The organism is Streptococcus sp. C150 (assembly GCF_000187445.1).
GTDB classification, from domain to species: Bacteria; Bacillota; Bacilli; order Lactobacillales; family Streptococcaceae; genus Streptococcus; species Streptococcus raffinosi.
Genome location: NZ_GL698449.1, coordinates 216,014 through 231,197, shown reverse-complemented (window position 1 = coordinate 231,197; position 15,184 = coordinate 216,014). Strand labels below are relative to the sequence as shown.

The 15,184-nt window shown below is 40.5% G+C and carries 16 protein-coding genes; 4 read left to right on the top strand and 12 right to left on the bottom strand.

Annotation, left to right across the window (positions count from 1 at the left end; translation table 11 throughout):
* Window positions 1-162: 162 nt before the first annotated feature.
* The 3 genes from HMPREF0848_RS01085 to HMPREF0848_RS01075 are packed head-to-tail and all read left to right on the top strand — an operon-like array spanning window position 163 to window position 1,532.
* A complete protein-coding gene (locus HMPREF0848_RS01085; protein ID WP_008534065.1) occupies window positions 163-612 on the top strand; it encodes a DUF1836 domain-containing protein in 450 nt (149 codons plus the stop codon).
* On the top strand, window positions 605-1,282 hold the full coding sequence (gene trhA, locus HMPREF0848_RS01080) for a PAQR family membrane homeostasis protein TrhA (RefSeq protein ID WP_008534063.1): 678 nt from the start codon (window positions 605-607) through the stop codon (window positions 1,280-1,282). The genes HMPREF0848_RS01085 and trhA overlap by 8 nt, the downstream gene beginning before the upstream one ends.
* Before the next feature lie 58 nt (window positions 1,283-1,340).
* Window positions 1,341-1,532 carry a PspC domain-containing protein gene (locus HMPREF0848_RS01075; protein ID WP_008534062.1) on the top strand — a complete coding sequence of 64 codons (192 nt, stop codon included), beginning with the start codon at window positions 1,341-1,343 and terminating at the stop codon, window positions 1,530-1,532.
* A 65-nt stretch (window positions 1,533-1,597) separates the two neighbouring features.
* Here the strand turns inward: HMPREF0848_RS01075 and HMPREF0848_RS01070 are convergent, their stop codons facing one another.
* From HMPREF0848_RS01070 to HMPREF0848_RS01035, 8 genes are all read right to left on the bottom strand, one after another.
* On the bottom strand, window positions 1,598-1,777 hold the full coding sequence (locus HMPREF0848_RS01070; RefSeq protein ID WP_008534060.1) for a hypothetical protein: 180 nt from the start codon (window positions 1,775-1,777) through the stop codon (window positions 1,598-1,600).
* A 15-nt stretch (window positions 1,778-1,792) separates the two neighbouring features.
* Window positions 1,793-2,656: a DUF3114 domain-containing protein gene (locus tag HMPREF0848_RS01065; protein ID WP_037608738.1), complete on the bottom strand. Its 864-nt coding sequence runs from the start codon at window positions 2,654-2,656 to the stop codon at window positions 1,793-1,795.
* A gap of 19 nt (window positions 2,657-2,675) precedes the next feature.
* Window positions 2,676-3,617, bottom strand: coding sequence for an alpha/beta fold hydrolase (locus HMPREF0848_RS01060; RefSeq protein ID WP_008534058.1), 942 nt, complete (start codon window positions 3,615-3,617; stop codon window positions 2,676-2,678).
* Window positions 3,618-3,665: 48 nt separating this feature from the next.
* Entirely contained in the window at window positions 3,666-5,612 is a 1,947-nt protein-coding gene (gene thrS, locus HMPREF0848_RS01055; RefSeq protein ID WP_008534057.1) for a threonine--tRNA ligase, read from the bottom strand.
* A gap of 47 nt (window positions 5,613-5,659) precedes the next feature.
* Window positions 5,660-6,052, bottom strand: coding sequence for a hypothetical protein (locus HMPREF0848_RS01050; RefSeq protein ID WP_037608735.1), 393 nt, complete (start codon window positions 6,050-6,052; stop codon window positions 5,660-5,662).
* A gap of 458 nt (window positions 6,053-6,510) precedes the next feature.
* Window positions 6,511-7,833, bottom strand: coding sequence for a glycosyltransferase family 4 protein (locus HMPREF0848_RS01045; protein WP_008534055.1), 1,323 nt, complete (start codon window positions 7,831-7,833; stop codon window positions 6,511-6,513).
* The gene (locus tag HMPREF0848_RS01040; RefSeq protein ID WP_008534054.1) at window positions 7,834-8,832 is read right to left on the bottom strand and encodes a glycosyltransferase family 4 protein; all 999 of its coding nucleotides are present in this window, start codon (window positions 8,830-8,832) and stop codon (window positions 7,834-7,836) included.
* Window positions 8,833-9,043: 211 nt separating this feature from the next.
* Window positions 9,044-9,265: a DUF3923 family protein gene (locus tag HMPREF0848_RS01035; RefSeq protein WP_021152180.1), complete on the bottom strand. Its 222-nt coding sequence runs from the start codon at window positions 9,263-9,265 to the stop codon at window positions 9,044-9,046.
* A gap of 304 nt (window positions 9,266-9,569) precedes the next feature.
* Between HMPREF0848_RS01035 and HMPREF0848_RS01030 the strand changes: the two genes are divergently transcribed.
* Window positions 9,570-10,121: a TetR/AcrR family transcriptional regulator gene (locus tag HMPREF0848_RS01030; protein ID WP_008534052.1), complete on the top strand. Its 552-nt coding sequence runs from the start codon at window positions 9,570-9,572 to the stop codon at window positions 10,119-10,121.
* Window positions 10,122-10,194: 73 nt separating this feature from the next.
* On the opposite strand, the gene HMPREF0848_RS01025 is transcribed toward HMPREF0848_RS01030, so the two are convergent.
* The 4 genes from HMPREF0848_RS01025 to HMPREF0848_RS01010 all read right to left on the bottom strand — a co-directional run bounded on the left by HMPREF0848_RS01025 (window position 10,195) and on the right by HMPREF0848_RS01010 (window position 15,136).
* A complete protein-coding gene (locus HMPREF0848_RS01025; protein ID WP_037608732.1) occupies window positions 10,195-13,200 on the bottom strand; it encodes a Spy0128 family protein in 3,006 nt (1,001 codons plus the stop codon).
* A 353-nt stretch (window positions 13,201-13,553) separates the two neighbouring features.
* Entirely contained in the window at window positions 13,554-14,246 is a 693-nt protein-coding gene (locus HMPREF0848_RS01020; RefSeq protein ID WP_008534049.1) for a 5'-methylthioadenosine/adenosylhomocysteine nucleosidase, read from the bottom strand.
* Window positions 14,247-14,323: 77 nt separating this feature from the next.
* Complete coding sequence (gene macP, locus HMPREF0848_RS01015; protein WP_002889099.1) at window positions 14,324-14,584, bottom strand: cell wall synthase accessory phosphoprotein MacP; 261 nt, start codon at window positions 14,582-14,584, stop codon at window positions 14,324-14,326.
* Between the two features lie 3 nt (window positions 14,585-14,587).
* A complete protein-coding gene (locus HMPREF0848_RS01010; protein ID WP_002889100.1) occupies window positions 14,588-15,136 on the bottom strand; it encodes an NUDIX hydrolase in 549 nt (182 codons plus the stop codon).
* Window positions 15,137-15,184 lie beyond the last annotated feature (48 nt).

Genomic DNA, 15,184 nt, shown 5'->3' with positions numbered 1-15,184 from the left:
GAAGAACAGTCCAAAAAATCACATAATCTTATCGAATAAATAAAAAAGATGTTGGAAATATTATCTCAACATCTTTTTTATGTCTCACGAGTTCTGACTTGACTTGAATTTCTATAATGTTATAATCTAGTTATGGAAACTAGATAAAGAGGTTTTTATAATTTGACAACACAACACTACCCTCTCTGGGAGGAATTACCAGAGATTGAACTCTATTTGGATCAGGTTTTGCTCTATGTCAATCAGGTCACCCAGAGCACTTTGGGACCAAACGACAAGGGGCTAACCGCCTCTATGGTCAATAATTATGTCAAGCATGGCCATGTCGCAAAACCTATCAAGAAAAAATACAATGCTGCTCAAGTAGCCAGACTTATTGTGATTACGAGTCTAAAGACCGTTTTTGAGATTTCTGAGATTGCGAAAACCTTGGAAATTCTACGAACAGATGCTGAAAGCCAGAAGGCCTACTACAATGACTTTGTCGCCTGCATGAATGGTCAAATTCCCCAGGATGCACCGCAAGTCATCTTATCGGCCTGTCAGACCCTACAGTGCTACCGAGCTACCCATCAACTTTTGAACGACCTTGAAGGAGGAAACAATGTCTAATACTGCTACTTTTAATACTTCTCCCAACCTCAAACTCAGTAAAAAACTTAGCTTTGGTGAGGAAGTGGCTAATAGCGTGACTCATGCTGTCGGAGCTATAGCCATGCTGGTCCTATTGCCAATCACTGCCGTCCATGCCAACAACGGTTATGGCATGACTGCTGCTGTAGGAATGTCTGTTTTCGTCATCAGCCTCTTCCTCATGTTTTTGAGCTCAGCCATCTACCATGCCATGGATTACAACTCACCCCACAAAATGGTCCTACGTATCATTGACCACAGCATGATTTACATTGCCATTGCTGGGAGCTATACGCCTGTTGCCCTCTCGCTAGTTGGCGGTTGGCTAGGTTACAGCATCATCGTCCTCCAATGGGGAACAACGATTTTTGGTATTCTCTACAAAATCTTTGCCAAAAAAATCAATGAAAAGTTCTCTCTCTTCCTCTATTTGATGATGGGTTGGTTGGTAATCTTCATTATCCCTGCTATCATCACTAAGACAGGACCTGCTTTTTGGGGACTCATGCTTGCTGGAGGATTGTCATACACTATCGGTGCCGCCTTCTATGCTAAGAAAAAGCCATACTTCCACATGATTTGGCACCTCTTTATCATGTTGGCTTCAGCTCTTCAATACATGGGAATCGTCTATTTCATGCTTCCTTAAAACTAATACTAGGTTTCAAATAGTTATGATATAATAAGGCCATACGGAGGTAAATCATATGAAAAAAGAACTCAGACGAGATCCAAACAACAAGATCATCGCCGGTGTTTGTTCTGGTATCGCCAATTATCTTGAAATTGACCCTGTCATTATTCGCCTTATTTGGGCTGCAGCGATCTTCTTATTTGGAACAGGTTTTCTTTTCTACATCATTTGCTGGATTATTATCCCAGAAGAAAGCAAGTGGTAAGCTATAATTGAATATAAAAAATAAGACAGACCTGAATACACAATAATTCTGGTCTGTCTTATTTTTTATTTTTTCAAGCGGAAAATCAGATAGCTGATATTAACAAGGAGTAAGACACTCCAAAGAATGAGGAAGGGAATATTTCCTCGGACAGCATTGTGCCAAATACCTAAGGCGTATAAGGCCATAAAGACTAGCGATCCTAGGACCGCCGTTCCCTTATTATTTTGGGGTTGTTTAGACATATTAAACTCCTTTGATTACTTTGTATGGAACGGTTTGAAGCCATAAACCATAGCGAGAAAAGCTCTGGCTTGGCGTTTGACATCATTTGCCAAAGACCTATGAGATTGGGCATAGATACCTTTTGGATTGTAGAAAGATTTATCAAACTGTTCGGGTGCTTTCCGTCCCCACTTCTTTCTCAATTTGTTAGGAGATCGAAAGCCCTTTGTCATCCGATTACGATAGTTAGGATCATGTGGTTGGACTGGTTCCACATCCAGTTGCCAATGGCGCTTATAATTGCCATAGTTGAAACTGGCGCCATTAACCACGCCACTCTCCGTCACCTTCTCAGCATCGACCTCATTGAGAAAATTTCCCTGACTATCCAAAATAAACTCTATGCGATTATAAAGGAGAATCTTGAGATTGATACTTGGAATCCCATCAGGATAAACCACCTTCCCATCACGGACAGCAATCTTCTGGTGCAAACGCCCCTGATCGAACATGGTAAATGGCTTCCATCTGAGATAGGCAGCCAAAGCCTCTTTGTCCGTCATCCCTGGCTTTTTATAATGCCTCCGCACATACTGGGCCTGTTGACTCGAAATCAGGTAACGTAGCTGATGAATTTGGCGCTCTACAAGGCCTTCCTGAGACAAGCTATCACCAGGAAAAGCCAAATCTACTAACCTAACAATAGCCTTCCAAAAGGAATCATGAGGCGCCAAGTCAGGATCAAAATAAGATAATAAGTCTTGGGTTTCTTTAAGTTCCCCAGATAGGTCTTCTGGCATCTCTATATAAGCCAGCAATAACTGAAGTACTTGCAATGGTTGGTGTTCTTCCTGCCATTCCTTCCATAAGCAATTAAAGGCTTTTGAACCAATGAGCATCACATCTCTCCTCAATCATTTAATCAGTTGTCTCTTGTATGAAATCCTCTATGCTTCTAATCACTTCTTTGGTCTGATAGTGGTAGAAATAATGAGGAGCATCATAAAACGCCAGTTCGATATTTTCCTGATTCTTCGCAAAACTGATCGCATAGTGTCGCCACTGCTCCTGACTGAATACTGTCCCTTTTCCATTAGAGACCATGAGTAGCACGGGCATTTGTGACTTGATGCTAGTGGAGTTCACCTTCTTAGCATTTTCTTTAACACACAGGCTCTCATTTAACATAGCTTGCGACAAGAGTTGTCTGTAAGCTATTTCTTGATAGAGACGGCGGTCACTATCACTTAGATTCTCATTAGGCATATATAATTGTCTCGGCAGTAATCTTAGCAGACCTAATTGACTTCCCCAACGGGCCAGACGCAACATCTGAGGATGCCTCTTCAAATGGGAATAACTTTCTGGAAAGGCCCAATCAAGACCAACCACAGCTTTTACTTCACTCGGGTAGTTTTCCTGCCAGAGGAGCGTCTCTAATGAGGCCATCGAATGAGAGATCACGATATAGGGACCTGACACATGAGCTTTTGCAAGTGCTTGACGTGTTTCTGAAAGGACCACAGCAACATCCCTTGACTGAGACGTATCCTCACTGTAACCATAACCAGCTCTTTCAACAAGGACTATTCTATACTTGTCTGAAAGCCCATCATACACATCTTTAAAATCTAAGATTGGTGAAGCCGTCCCAGCACCAGAGAGAAAAACTAGGGTTTGCGGACCGTTTCCTTTTACCAAGACGCTCATTTTGTGTCCATTGACAGCTACCAGTTGACCTTTAGGTGTTAGAGAGGCCTTTTCTCTTTGCAAGGCTAATCTATGATAGGTAAAGCTAGTTAGTAATAAGACTAGGAATGCCCCCAGCAGAAATAAAAGTCTTTTCATAAAAACAGGCATGGTTTATCCTACTAAAAAGTCAGTTAGCTTAGCTAACCGACCCTTTATTTATTCGGCATCTGGGCGTGATTTGCGAGCGATATCAGCAAGGATATTCTCTACAAATTCTGAAACAGTCTCAGTGTGTGTTTGTTTTTGACCATAACGACGAACGTTAACAGTTCCGTCTTCCATTTCCTTGTCACCAACAATCAATTGGTAAGGAATTTTTTGCGTTTGAGAAGCACGAATCTTGAACTGCATTTTTTCATTACGTTCATCCACTTCGGCACGGACACCACGATCACGAAGTTTCTTAGCCACTTTCCATGCGTAGTCCACGTGTTTTTCATTAGATACTGGAATAAGGGTTACTTGGTGAGGGGCAAGCCATGTTGGGAAAGCACCCTTGTAATTTTCAATCAGAATAGCTGTGAAGCGTTCCATAGTTGAGATAACCCCACGGTGAATCATGACTGGACGGTGTTCTTCACCATCAGCTCCGATGTAGTGAAGGTCAAAACGTTCTGGAAGCAAGAAGTCCAACTGAATAGTAGAAAGAGTTTCTTCCTTACCAAGAGCAGTTTTAACTTGGATATCCAATTTTGGTCCATAGAAGGCTGCTTCTCCTTCGGCTTCATAGTACTCAACACCCATATCATCAACAGCCGCTTTCAACATGCGTTGCGCATTTTCCCACATTTCATCATTGTCAAAGTATTTGTGCTTATCTGCAGGGTCACGATAAGACAAACGGAAACGGTAATCCGTCAAGTTAAAGTCTTCATAAACATCGATGATCAATTGAAGAATTTTCTTGAATTCATCTTCGATTTGTTCTGGAGCAACGAAAGTATGTCCATCGTTAAGTGACATTTCACGAACACGTTGAAGACCTGTCAAAGCACCTGATTTTTCGTAACGGTGCATCATACCGATTTCAGCGATACGGATTGGCAATTCACGATAAGAGTGAACATGGTGTTTGTAAACTTCGATGTGGTGTGGGCAGTTCATTGGACGAAGGACAAATTCTTCCCCATCTCCCATATCCATTGGAGGGAACATGTCTTCACGGTAATGATCCCAGTGACCGGAAGTCTTATACAATTCCACAGAAGCAATTGGTGGCGTATAAACGTGTTGGTAGCCCGCAGCGACTTCTTTATCAACGATATAACGTTCCAACTCACGACGGATAGTCGCACCATTTGGCAACCAGAATGGAAGCCCTTGACCGACTTCTTGAGAAATCATGAACAAATCAAGTTCTTTACCAAGTTTACGGTGGTCACGTTCTTTAGCTTCTTCGAGACGTTTAAGATATGTTTTAAGATCTTTTTTGTCAAACCAAGCTGTACCATAGATACGTTGCATCATGGCATTGTCACTATTTCCACGCCAGTAAGCACCTGCAACATTCAAGAGGTGGAAGATTTGGATACGACCAGTTGATGGCACGTGAGGGCCACGGCAAAGGTCAACGTATTCACCTTGACGGTAGATAGTCAAACCACCTTCGTCTTCTGAGTGTTCTTCAATCAATTCCAATTTGTAAGGATCGTTTTTGAAGATTTCACGCGCTTCATCCTTAGTCACTTCTTCACGAATTGATGGGAAGTTTTCTTTAACGATTTTCTTCATTTCTTCTTCGATACGAGGAAGGTCTTCGTTAGAGATTTGACCCGCTTGATTGTCCGTATCGTAGTAGAAACCATCTTCGATGGCTGGGCCGACACCCAAATGGATATCTGGGAAGAGACGACGAGCTGCTTGGGCAAACAAGTGAGCCGCTGAGTGACGCAAGATTGGAAGGGCATCTTCATGATCAGGTGTCACGATTTCGATACTTCCGTCTTCAGTGATGGCACGAGTTGTGTCAATCAATTTGCCGTTGAATTTACCAGCAAGAGCTTTTTTAGCTAGGGAATTGCTGATAGATTGTGCAATGTCAAAAGTTGTAACGCCAGATTCGAATTCACGAACAGCGCCATCTGGGAAAGTAATGTTAATCATAATTTAGATGTCAGGGCTCTATAGGATGAGCCCCTTCGTCCTTTCTATTAATTATTTTTGTTGTAGTAGTTTGTTTCTAGGATGCTTTGCAATTCCGTATTATGCCAACCCGCTCCAATCAATATCTTGTTGACATTAAAGTCCATCTCCTTACCATCAGTTAGAAATAGGCGAAGTTTGTAACCAATAAACAAGCGTTTTTTTAACTGATAAGACATAATCGTCTCTTCAGGAAATTTGGCGATAATATCTCCTAATTTTCCTAAAAGAGTAATAGAAATAATCAAACCCTCTGTTTCTGTAAAAACAATTAGGAAATTAGCAAAGGTTGACCTACCGATTCTCCTAGTAGCATAGATAGCGTGCATGGTCTCAGCAAGACTAGCATCCACACCGTGGTCAATCAAGTAGGCCTTGATAGCTTCAAATTTGAACCCCATCATATTCTCCTTCAACTAAAAAGATAGTATCACCTTGTGCTCTAGATAGCTCTGGCAGTAATCAAAGAGAGAGCATGAGTCACAAAGTAAAAATTCCTAGCTAAACTAGACCGTCTAAAATTGTTAAAGCACCCTCATACAACATAAAAACGACATCCTCGAAAGGACGTCGCAACGTGGTTCCACCTTAGTTCGTGTACGACAAAAAACGAGTTTGTCCTACACCTCTGATTGGCTCTAACGTGGCCACCGTTTTATGTTTGCATAAAAAGTTATCGAGTAGTCCCAATCATGTCCTCTGCGTGATTTCCAGCACCACACGCTCTCTAAAAGATTTCTCATGACTGATATGTCTCTATGCGTTATTATAGCATGAAACTGTAATTTTTCAAGCTAATTATCTCTTTTATGAAGCAATTCTCAGATTTTTGTAAAACGATGAAAAGCTAAGCACTTACTTAATCCAAAAGTCTTGTAATATTGCGGATTTTCTTGACCTGCTTGGCGGACCCTTTGAGGATGCGAACAGAGCCGTTAACAGGCAGGGTGATAGCCTTCGTAGGTAGATAGGTCACCATGCGAGTCAAGCGTTTCATAGTACTATCTTCACCATTCAAATCATTGTGGAAATCCTTAGAAATGGTCAAATCCAAATAGTACTCATAAACACGTTTTCCAAAGTTTTCTGCAGAAATCTCATAGAGCTTTTTAGACCACTTATTCTCATCTTTTTGAGGTGTTGCAATGGCTGCTTCCAAAATAGCACCCGCCAAGTCATTATCATGATAATAAAGTGTTCCAAACATTTGGTCTGTAATCACATTATCCAAATAAAGATTACCATGCGCAATAACTGGGGTACCACTTGCCAAGGCTTCCAGATAGGTCAAGCCCTGAGTCTCACTGGTTGATGCTGAAATAAAGAAGTCAGCAGCCTTATAATAAAGTGCCGTCTCACTAGGCGCAATCATACCAGTGAAAATCACCTTGTCCTCAATACCAAGTTTAGCAGTCTGCGACTTAAGGTCTTCCAGATAAGGCCCAGCACCGGCAACAACCAGACGAACCTTTTCTTCCTCCTTTAAGACAGATGGTAATGCTGCTAGTATTGCCTGAATATTTTTCTCATAAGAAATACGGGAAAGACTCAGCAACATAATCTCATCAGAAGCAATACCAAGTTTGGCTCTCAAGTCCGCCTTATCCTCTTCGGTGATTTCTGGGCGTTGGAATTTTTCAAGTTCAATACCAGTTGGAATAACACGTTTCTCAGCTGCTATCTTATACTTAAGGAGAAGGTCGTAAACAATTTCACTTGGACAAATGACCCCATCCAAATCACTCATAAAGCCACGAACAATGTACTTAACCATGCTTGGTCGAATCACCATTCCCTTGGCAATGTAGCGAACGTAGTCCTCGTATTGCGTATGATAGGTATGCACGACAGGAATCTTGAGTTCACGCGCAATCGCAATTCCAAGGAGACCCAAAGAAAATTCAGTCTGCGTATGAATAATATCTAGCTTGTATTGCTTGGCAATCTCCAGTGCCTTAGAAAAGCCACGATAAGCCACACGTCGGTCCTTAAAGGCAAAGAAAGGCACACTAGGAATACGGACAATCTGCCAATCCTCATAGCGATCAACATCCTTATCAGTTGTTGTAAAGATAAAGACCGTATGCCCCATTTTTTCCAACTGCGTCTTCAATGTGCGAATGCTCGTCGCAACACCGGATACCTGTGGAAAATAGGTATCTGTAAACAATCCGATACGCATTTAAATCTCCAATACTTCTTTGTAGGCTTCTACAAGTTTCTGAGCCACATCATCAATCGAGCGACTTTCCGCAACCTTGTACCCTGCTTCACGTTTGTCCACTTTACCATCAATAACATCTTGCAAGGCCACTACAAATTCATCCACATTATGTCCAAATGTGGCAGCCGTGTCGTCAACCCAGCCCTCATAAACTGGAATGTCACGCAAGACCACATGCTGATAACTAGCAAAGGCTTCAAGTACCACAATTCCTTCTGTTTCCTCGTAAGATGGGAAAAAGAAAGCACTGGCGCCACTCATAGCCCCCTGAAAAACCGCTCCCTTAAAATAACCTGGGAAGCTGACATTATCAGGATGCTTACCATTGACAATGTCTCGAATTTTCTTAGGAATCAACCACTTACTGATACTGCCTAACCAGATGAATCGAACATGAGGCAACTTCTCAGCAACCTTGACAAAGTCTTCGATCCCCTTACGTTGAAAATAAAGGCCAGCACAAATCACAACTGGCTGTCCTTCCTTAATGCCAAAATAGTCACGGAAGACTTTTTCCTTGTGTGGGTCCTTGCCGTATTTTTTCAAATCAATACCATTTGAAACAGCAATAATCGGCGTAGTCACCCCGTAAGACTGAATCAACTTTTTGGAATACTCAGATGGCGTAATCACGTAGTCAGCCTTTTGATACATGTGGGCCAAGTATTTCCCAAAAAGAGGGGCCATCAAGTTGGAGCCGATGAATGAATTTTCAAAGTCCTCACGAGTTGAATGACCATGCATGATGACTTTTTTGCCACGACGTTTTGCGGCATGCAACAACATCAAACTACGTGGTCCGTAAGTATTGATATGAACAACATCGTAATCACCCAAGATGTCTGTTGTATAGGGAATCCCCGCCAAGTCCAAGGCATGCATCTGATGGTGGAGAGCCCGACCAATTCCTGATTTTTCAAGAACCGATTTTCCTTCAAGATAAAGTAGAACTTTCATATTAACAATTATAGCCTAATTTGGACGAAATTTCATCTGGAAGCTGGCTCCTCAAGTCTTAAAAAGCTCTCAAAATCAAGGAAAAAACACTAAACTCATGATGATAAAAGATATAAAGAGACAGAAAATCAATTTCTGCCTCTTTAATTTATAATATCGTAGTGATAGTCATTTACTTTCTTAATATATAGTAAGAGCTCTCTCTTAACCATCAGAGAGAGGTAGACGACTTTCTTGTTTTTAGGATAATGTACCAGATAACTTGACCTATGAGAAATGGCAAGTATAAGAAGGCAATCAAACCAAGACTGATTAGCTGCATAGTCAGGCTATTATCAACACCTGTTGCATCTGCTGGTCTAAGCAAGATAAAGGCTACCAAAAGGGCAAACACAAGCAATTCCACCACCGTCACAACTCGCCAAACCAACATCAGCATTACCTTCTTTCCTTTGTATTATAGTTATATTAAGCCTCAAGAACGATGCAATCAATAGTAAAAACATGACGTCCTGTCAATGACCTTTCCCAAAAAAAGTTATCTCTAAATCTGTAACTGCTACAACTAAGCCTAATCTCCAACCTACTCTTTCTCATAGGAAATTCTCAATTTATCGGATAGATAGACCTCACAAATTTACACGGTGTCAGCTTTTTCTCCCTCTTTTACTAGTATGACTATTGATTTTGAAAAGCATTTCAATATAATAAAATTATAAAAGACTAAGGAGATTCTTATGCCTAAAGGAACAAGAGAAAATATTATCAATGCCTTCTTCTCGCTCGCTTCTAAACACCCTTCTAGCACTCACTTTACCTTAACCCAAATAGCTAAGGAGGCAGGCATATCTAGGCAGTCTATTTATCAAAATCATTTTAACAATTATAATGAATTAATTCAGTATATTCATGAAATGATTGATGCCGATATCCATTCTCATATCGAACAGGATCTAACCACTAAAGATCCAATCACACTCTTTTGCGATAATATTATTCCCTTACTTTACTCTAAAAGAACCTGGCTAAGATGTCTTTACACGACCGCAGCTGATCCAAGTTGGCGAAGCTTCTTGCAAATCACTTATGGAAAATGGCTCAAAGAAAATATAAGTCCAACAGAGGTAGACCTTCAAATGCCAAAGCCTTTCTTACAAGAATTATTTCTCCTCAATATCCTTAACATCATCCAACTATGGATTTCTCAAGAATTTCCAACACCACCTGACATCTTCAAAAAACAGTTTATTTTACTCCTTAAGACTCCCTATATTGAGTTCGTATCCTAGTATAACAATTGCAAATTTGAAAAAGCAAAAACAACTTGAAACAAAAGTTTCAAGCTGTTTTTTAGTTATCACCTTAAATGTCTTTACGACGGCGGTTATAGGCTATACCCATGACTGCAGCTACTTCTGCTGCCACTCCAAGAGCAAGCAAGGCTTTATCACTGGCTTGACCAGTTTCTGGAAGTTGAGGTCCTGATTTCACAGAAGATTGAACTGGCTTAGCTGGTTGTGGGTTCACTGATGAAGTTGTAGAAACCACTGATGGTTTTTGTGGAACATGTGGTGGTCTTGTTGGAGTTGGTGGTGTTTGTGGTTTTGGAGATTTTGGTGGAATGTAACTATTGTTAAATTCTGTATCCAAAGGAAGGACAACTGCTGCTACGAGCAAGTTTTCCTTATCACCAACACTCTTAGTAACCGTCACTTTAAGTTTAGCTACCATGCTGTCATAAACCACATTAGATTCGTAACCTTTGACTTCTTCGACAGTGTAGTAATAAACACCTGGTTTATCATAGTTAATACTGTCAAAGTTGATGTTACCTTTAGCATCGTTAGTCACAGTTTGGACAATATTACCTTTTTCATCTTTGAGGACGAAGCTAAACTCACCATCTTGAAGTTGACGACCTGCAAGAACTTTAGTCAATACGAATTTAGCTTTAGCTGGTTTCAATTCTTTGACATAGTTATTGAAGATAGTGTCTTTTGGATTTGTAACGGTTGATACTAGGGCTTCTCCGTCACGTGTCACGGTAATTGATACCTTTGCTTTCATACCATCATAGATGATGTCTTCGTTATTACCTTTGACTTCTTCAACAGTATAAGTGTAGGTACCTGGTTTTTCAAAGCTAAGGTTACTAAAGGCAACACGACCATCTGCTGTATTACCTACAGTTTGAACAACATTACCTTTTTCATCCTTGAGGACAAATTGGAATTCATCAGCAGTCAAGGCTTGGTTAACACCTGCTTTGCTCAATTCCTTACTGAACTGGATAGAGGCTTGAGCTGGAGTCGCAAACTTGTTGTTAAAGATAGTATCTTTTGGATTAACAACTGTTGAAACAAGAGCATCCCCATCACGTGTCACAGTGATAGAAACAGCAGCTTTCATCGTATCATAGACGATAGCGTCATCCTTACCTGCAACTTCTTCAACGGTATAGTTGTAAGTACCAACCTTGTCGAAAGTCAATTCGCTAAAGTTAACATGACCGTCTGCTGTATTACCTACAGTTTGGACAACATTACCAGCGCTATCCTTGAGGACAAATTGGAATTCATTAGCAGTCAAAGCTTGATTTACACCTGACTTGCTCAATTCCTTGCTAAATTGAATCTTAGCTTTGGCTGGTGTGACCAATTTATTGTTGAAGATAACGTCATCTGGATAAACCACTTTGGCCACTAATTTTTCTCGGCCATCTGTGGTTTCTCTAGCCACTTGGACAGTCACATCAGCTTGAAGCTTATCATAAACGACATCACTATCATTACCAGGAACTTCTGTCACACGATAGTGGTAGGTACCAGGTTGGTTAAGAACAAGATTTGAGAAGACAATTTTACCAGTGGCATCATTGGTTGTTTCACCAAGATCAACCATCTTATTATCTGTCATATCAACCAATTTGAAGGTGAATTCCTTATCTTTCAAGGCTCTACCTGCCAACTCTTTGGCTAATTCAAGATTGAAACGTACTTCTTGTTCACCGCCGACATTTCCAAGGCCCCCAACCAAACGTACTTCAGAAGTATATGTTTTTGACTCAACATCTGCATGAAGGTCAACTTTATTGGTAGGATTATTAGAATCTGATGCTGGGTTGGTCAATCGTGTCTGATACCAAACATAAACCATACGGTCCAAACGACCAAGATTTAACTCAAATTTAGTATCGTCGTGAGAGAAACTCTTAATCAATTCCATGGCTGAACCCTTATCAACCCATGGCTCAGCAGAATCAATGTAACGCAACTCTAAAGAATTATCAACAAATCTTTGATTATCAGACCAAGTATCGATCAATTGAAGATTATTCAACACACGTCTTGCATAATTGAGACGCATTCCCCAGTTAATTAGGGTTGGATCATTCTTGTCCTGACTACCCCATTTAGCAATGACTTCGTCACCAGGGATAGGATTTGCAGAACCAACTGTCACATTAACGACATGACCATTGAAATTGAGGTGCAATTTTTCGCCACCTTTGAGAGCTTCTGAATAGAGTGTATCTAACTCTAAATTCATATATTTCCCAATAGGGTGATCTTCGAAATAATGATTAAATGTGGTTACAACGCTGTTATTCTTAGGATCTACCTGAGCAATACCAACAACTTCGTTATTAGGGTTGTAAACATTTACACTATAGCTTGTCTTAAATTGCAATTCACTTGGAAGAGTGAAGACAACTTTGTCACCTGAATTAATAGCTATATCGTTAGGGAATAAAATATCATGATAAACAACCTTACTTCTTGAGTAAATACTATTTCCGTCTGGAAATTGAAGCTCAACATTAGGGTTTTGAACATGAATTTCAGTTCCCGTTTTGGTTATTTGAGTATCAGAAGTACTAGTAGGAGTACTACTATTCGTCAATTTCTTAGCCTCTACAGGTGCTTCATGTTCAGCTGAATTGTGATCAGCAACACTTGCTGAATCACTAGCTGAACGCTCACTAGTTACACCAGTGGCATTTGAAGCTGTAGAGCTATTTGATGCTTCGCTACTCACATTTCCATGTGGAGCTTCAACCTGTTCTGAACTGACAGATGAAGCTACTGGACTGTCTACTTTACCACTCTTAGGAACATCAACTGATGTACCTGTATTTTCAGTACTTACTGCTGTAGTTGGTACTGATGGCACTGTAACCTCTGATGATGACTGATTTGCTGAGACATTCACCACATCTGTAGCGGGTTGACTAGAAACCTCTGTCACCTGATCGGCTTGTGCTGTACCAATACCAAAAATTGCAGTTGAAATCAAAACGGATGCAATACCGACTGAAAATTTACGGATGGAAAAGCGTTGCTTCGAATCACTAAATAACCTATTCATAATATCCTCCATTTACAAAACATTTTTATCTTTCCCAACCAGCATTATACTCCTATTCTAATTTTTTGCAAGATGTAAGTCACAATTAATTAACATTTTTGTAAATTGTGCAACACTTTTTCCTGTTTTGTAAGAAAAAAGCACTAAATTTTACTAAAATTTTTCTAAAACACACAAAAAACACTAACAATAAAGCTTTTAAACTCAATTGCTAGTGTTTTCGTGATATTATAAAATATTTTCAAAAATATTCAATTATGAGAAGAAAATAATTAATAATTGTCAAATAGTTTCTAATTTACCTAAAACCCAGGTTAAATTTCTGTAGCTTTTAGGGATTGTGTGATAACAATTTAGTCAAGTTCTTCCAAAAAGTCTATCAAGATGGCAGCAGATTGTTTCCCTGCCTGAATAATAAATTCGTCAAAGGTAAGATTGGCATCGTGAGCTGCTGTATCACTCATGGCACGCACAACGATAAAAGGTTTCTTGACACTGTGAGCTGCCTGAGCAATAGCCGCCCCTTCCATTTCAACAGCCAAAACCTCTGGGAAATGCCCCTTAATGGCATCAATCTTGCCCTGACCAGCAATAAAGCTATCACCAGTAGCGATAAGACCAATCTTACTGTCAATTGACGCTTGAGCCAAAACCTTCTCAAAGGTCGTCACGAAGCTTGCATCACTCTCGAAATATAGTGGCTGCATAGACATTTGGCCGTAATCATAGCCAAAGGCTGTCAAATCAACATCGTGATAAGCCAACTTTGAAGCCACGACCACATCACCAATCTTTAGACCAGGCGCTACTGCCCCTGCAGAGCCAGTATTAATGAGGGCCTCAACTTCAAAGTGGTCCGCCAAAACAGCCACAGACATGGCTGACATGACCTTACCAACACCTGATTGGACCAAAACCACATCGTGTTTGCCCAAACGCCCTGTGTAGTAGGTATTTCCAAGAACGGTTTCCTCAACCTTATTTTCCAATTGCTCCACTAGAAGCACCAATTCCTGCTCCATGGCAGCGATAATTCCAATTTTCATATAGTTCCTTTTTAGCTTGTAATCTTGCGTGAATCACTTGTCATAAGAGAATTAGGCCTAACTAGCCTAGACTATTATTAGAAATAAAAGACAGCGATGAAGAGGATAATCAAGAGGACGACTACCCAAAAGAGAATACGATTGAGTTTGTGCTGAAACTGGTTGCGTTTCGCATTTTCAATCCGACGACTCTTGTAGGTAGAAGGCTCATAATCAGCATCAAAGGCCTCATCATAAAAGTCTTCATCGTAGCCCTGATAAGAAGGGTGGTCAGTTAAATCAATTTCCCCACGCTTGGCCTGCTCAATGATATCGTCAGTTAACAGCGGTCTCCCCATAACTTATTTTCCCCCAAAGTGGAGTGCATAGTACTGGAGTGCAAGAATAGTTTTAGCATCTTTAATCTCACCTGATTTCACCAACTCCATACACTCGTCATAGGTCAACTCAAAAATTTCAAGGAATTCATCATCATCAAGTGGACGAGGATTCTCAACAGGTTTTAGATTAGTCGCCACATAGAGTTTAATTTTCTCATTACAAAAACCAATGGCAGTGTAAAATTCATAAATCAACTCTAAATCACCCTGATATTGGGTTTCCTCTTCAAGTTCACGTGCTGCCGCATCCTTTTCATCACCAGCCTCGCCAACTTCCAATTTACCCGCAGGGATTTCATACGATACATCTTCAATAGCCTTGCGGTATTGCTTAACAATAACAAGTTTACCTTCTGGAGTAACCGCTAAAACGGCCACAGCTCCCCTATGGAAAATGAGCTCACGACGAGACGTCTTACCATCTGGTAAAAGGACCTCGTCTACAGCTACCTCAAAAATATTTCCTTTAAATTTTGAGTCGCGTGTTAATGTTTTTTCTTCGTATTTCATGGCTTTCCTCCTTTTTTCTTACCACTTAATTGATGTGATGCCTAAAAA

Excerpts from the sequence above, each read along its gene's own strand:
- HMPREF0848_RS01020 (WP_008534049.1), bottom strand. The coding sequence starts at position 14,246 with ATGAAAATTGGAATTATCGCTGCCATGGAGCAGGAATTGGTGCTTCTA.
- HMPREF0848_RS01060 (WP_008534058.1), bottom strand. The coding sequence starts at position 3,617 with ATGCCTGTTTTTATGAAAAGACTTTTATTTCTGCTGGGGGCATTCCTA.
- HMPREF0848_RS01010 (WP_002889100.1), bottom strand. The coding sequence starts at position 15,136 with ATGAAATACGAAGAAAAAACATTAACACGCGACTCAAAATTTAAAGGA.
- HMPREF0848_RS01030 (WP_008534052.1), top strand. The coding sequence starts at position 9,570 with ATGCCTAAAGGAACAAGAGAAAATATTATCAATGCCTTCTTCTCGCTC.
- macP (WP_002889099.1), bottom strand. The coding sequence starts at position 14,584 with ATGGGGAGACCGCTGTTAACTGACGATATCATTGAGCAGGCCAAGCGT.
- HMPREF0848_RS01070 (WP_008534060.1), bottom strand. The coding sequence starts at position 1,777 with ATGTCTAAACAACCCCAAAATAATAAGGGAACGGCGGTCCTAGGATCG.
- HMPREF0848_RS01075 (WP_008534062.1), top strand. The coding sequence starts at position 1,341 with ATGAAAAAAGAACTCAGACGAGATCCAAACAACAAGATCATCGCCGGT.
- HMPREF0848_RS01040 (WP_008534054.1), bottom strand. The coding sequence starts at position 8,832 with ATGAAAGTTCTACTTTATCTTGAAGGAAAATCGGTTCTTGAAAAATCA.
- HMPREF0848_RS01050 (WP_037608735.1), bottom strand. The coding sequence starts at position 6,052 with ATGGGGTTCAAATTTGAAGCTATCAAGGCCTACTTGATTGACCACGGT.
- thrS (WP_008534057.1), bottom strand. The coding sequence starts at position 5,612 with ATGATTAACATTACTTTCCCAGATGGCGCTGTTCGTGAATTCGAATCT.
- HMPREF0848_RS01035 (WP_021152180.1), bottom strand. The coding sequence starts at position 9,265 with ATGTTGGTTTGGCGAGTTGTGACGGTGGTGGAATTGCTTGTGTTTGCC.
- HMPREF0848_RS01045 (WP_008534055.1), bottom strand. The coding sequence starts at position 7,833 with ATGCGTATCGGATTGTTTACAGATACCTATTTTCCACAGGTATCCGGT.
- HMPREF0848_RS01025 (WP_037608732.1), bottom strand. The coding sequence starts at position 13,200 with ATGAATAGGTTATTTAGTGATTCGAAGCAACGCTTTTCCATCCGTAAA.
- HMPREF0848_RS01065 (WP_037608738.1), bottom strand. The coding sequence starts at position 2,656 with ATGCTCATTGGTTCAAAAGCCTTTAATTGCTTATGGAAGGAATGGCAG.
- trhA (WP_008534063.1), top strand. The coding sequence starts at position 605 with ATGTCTAATACTGCTACTTTTAATACTTCTCCCAACCTCAAACTCAGT.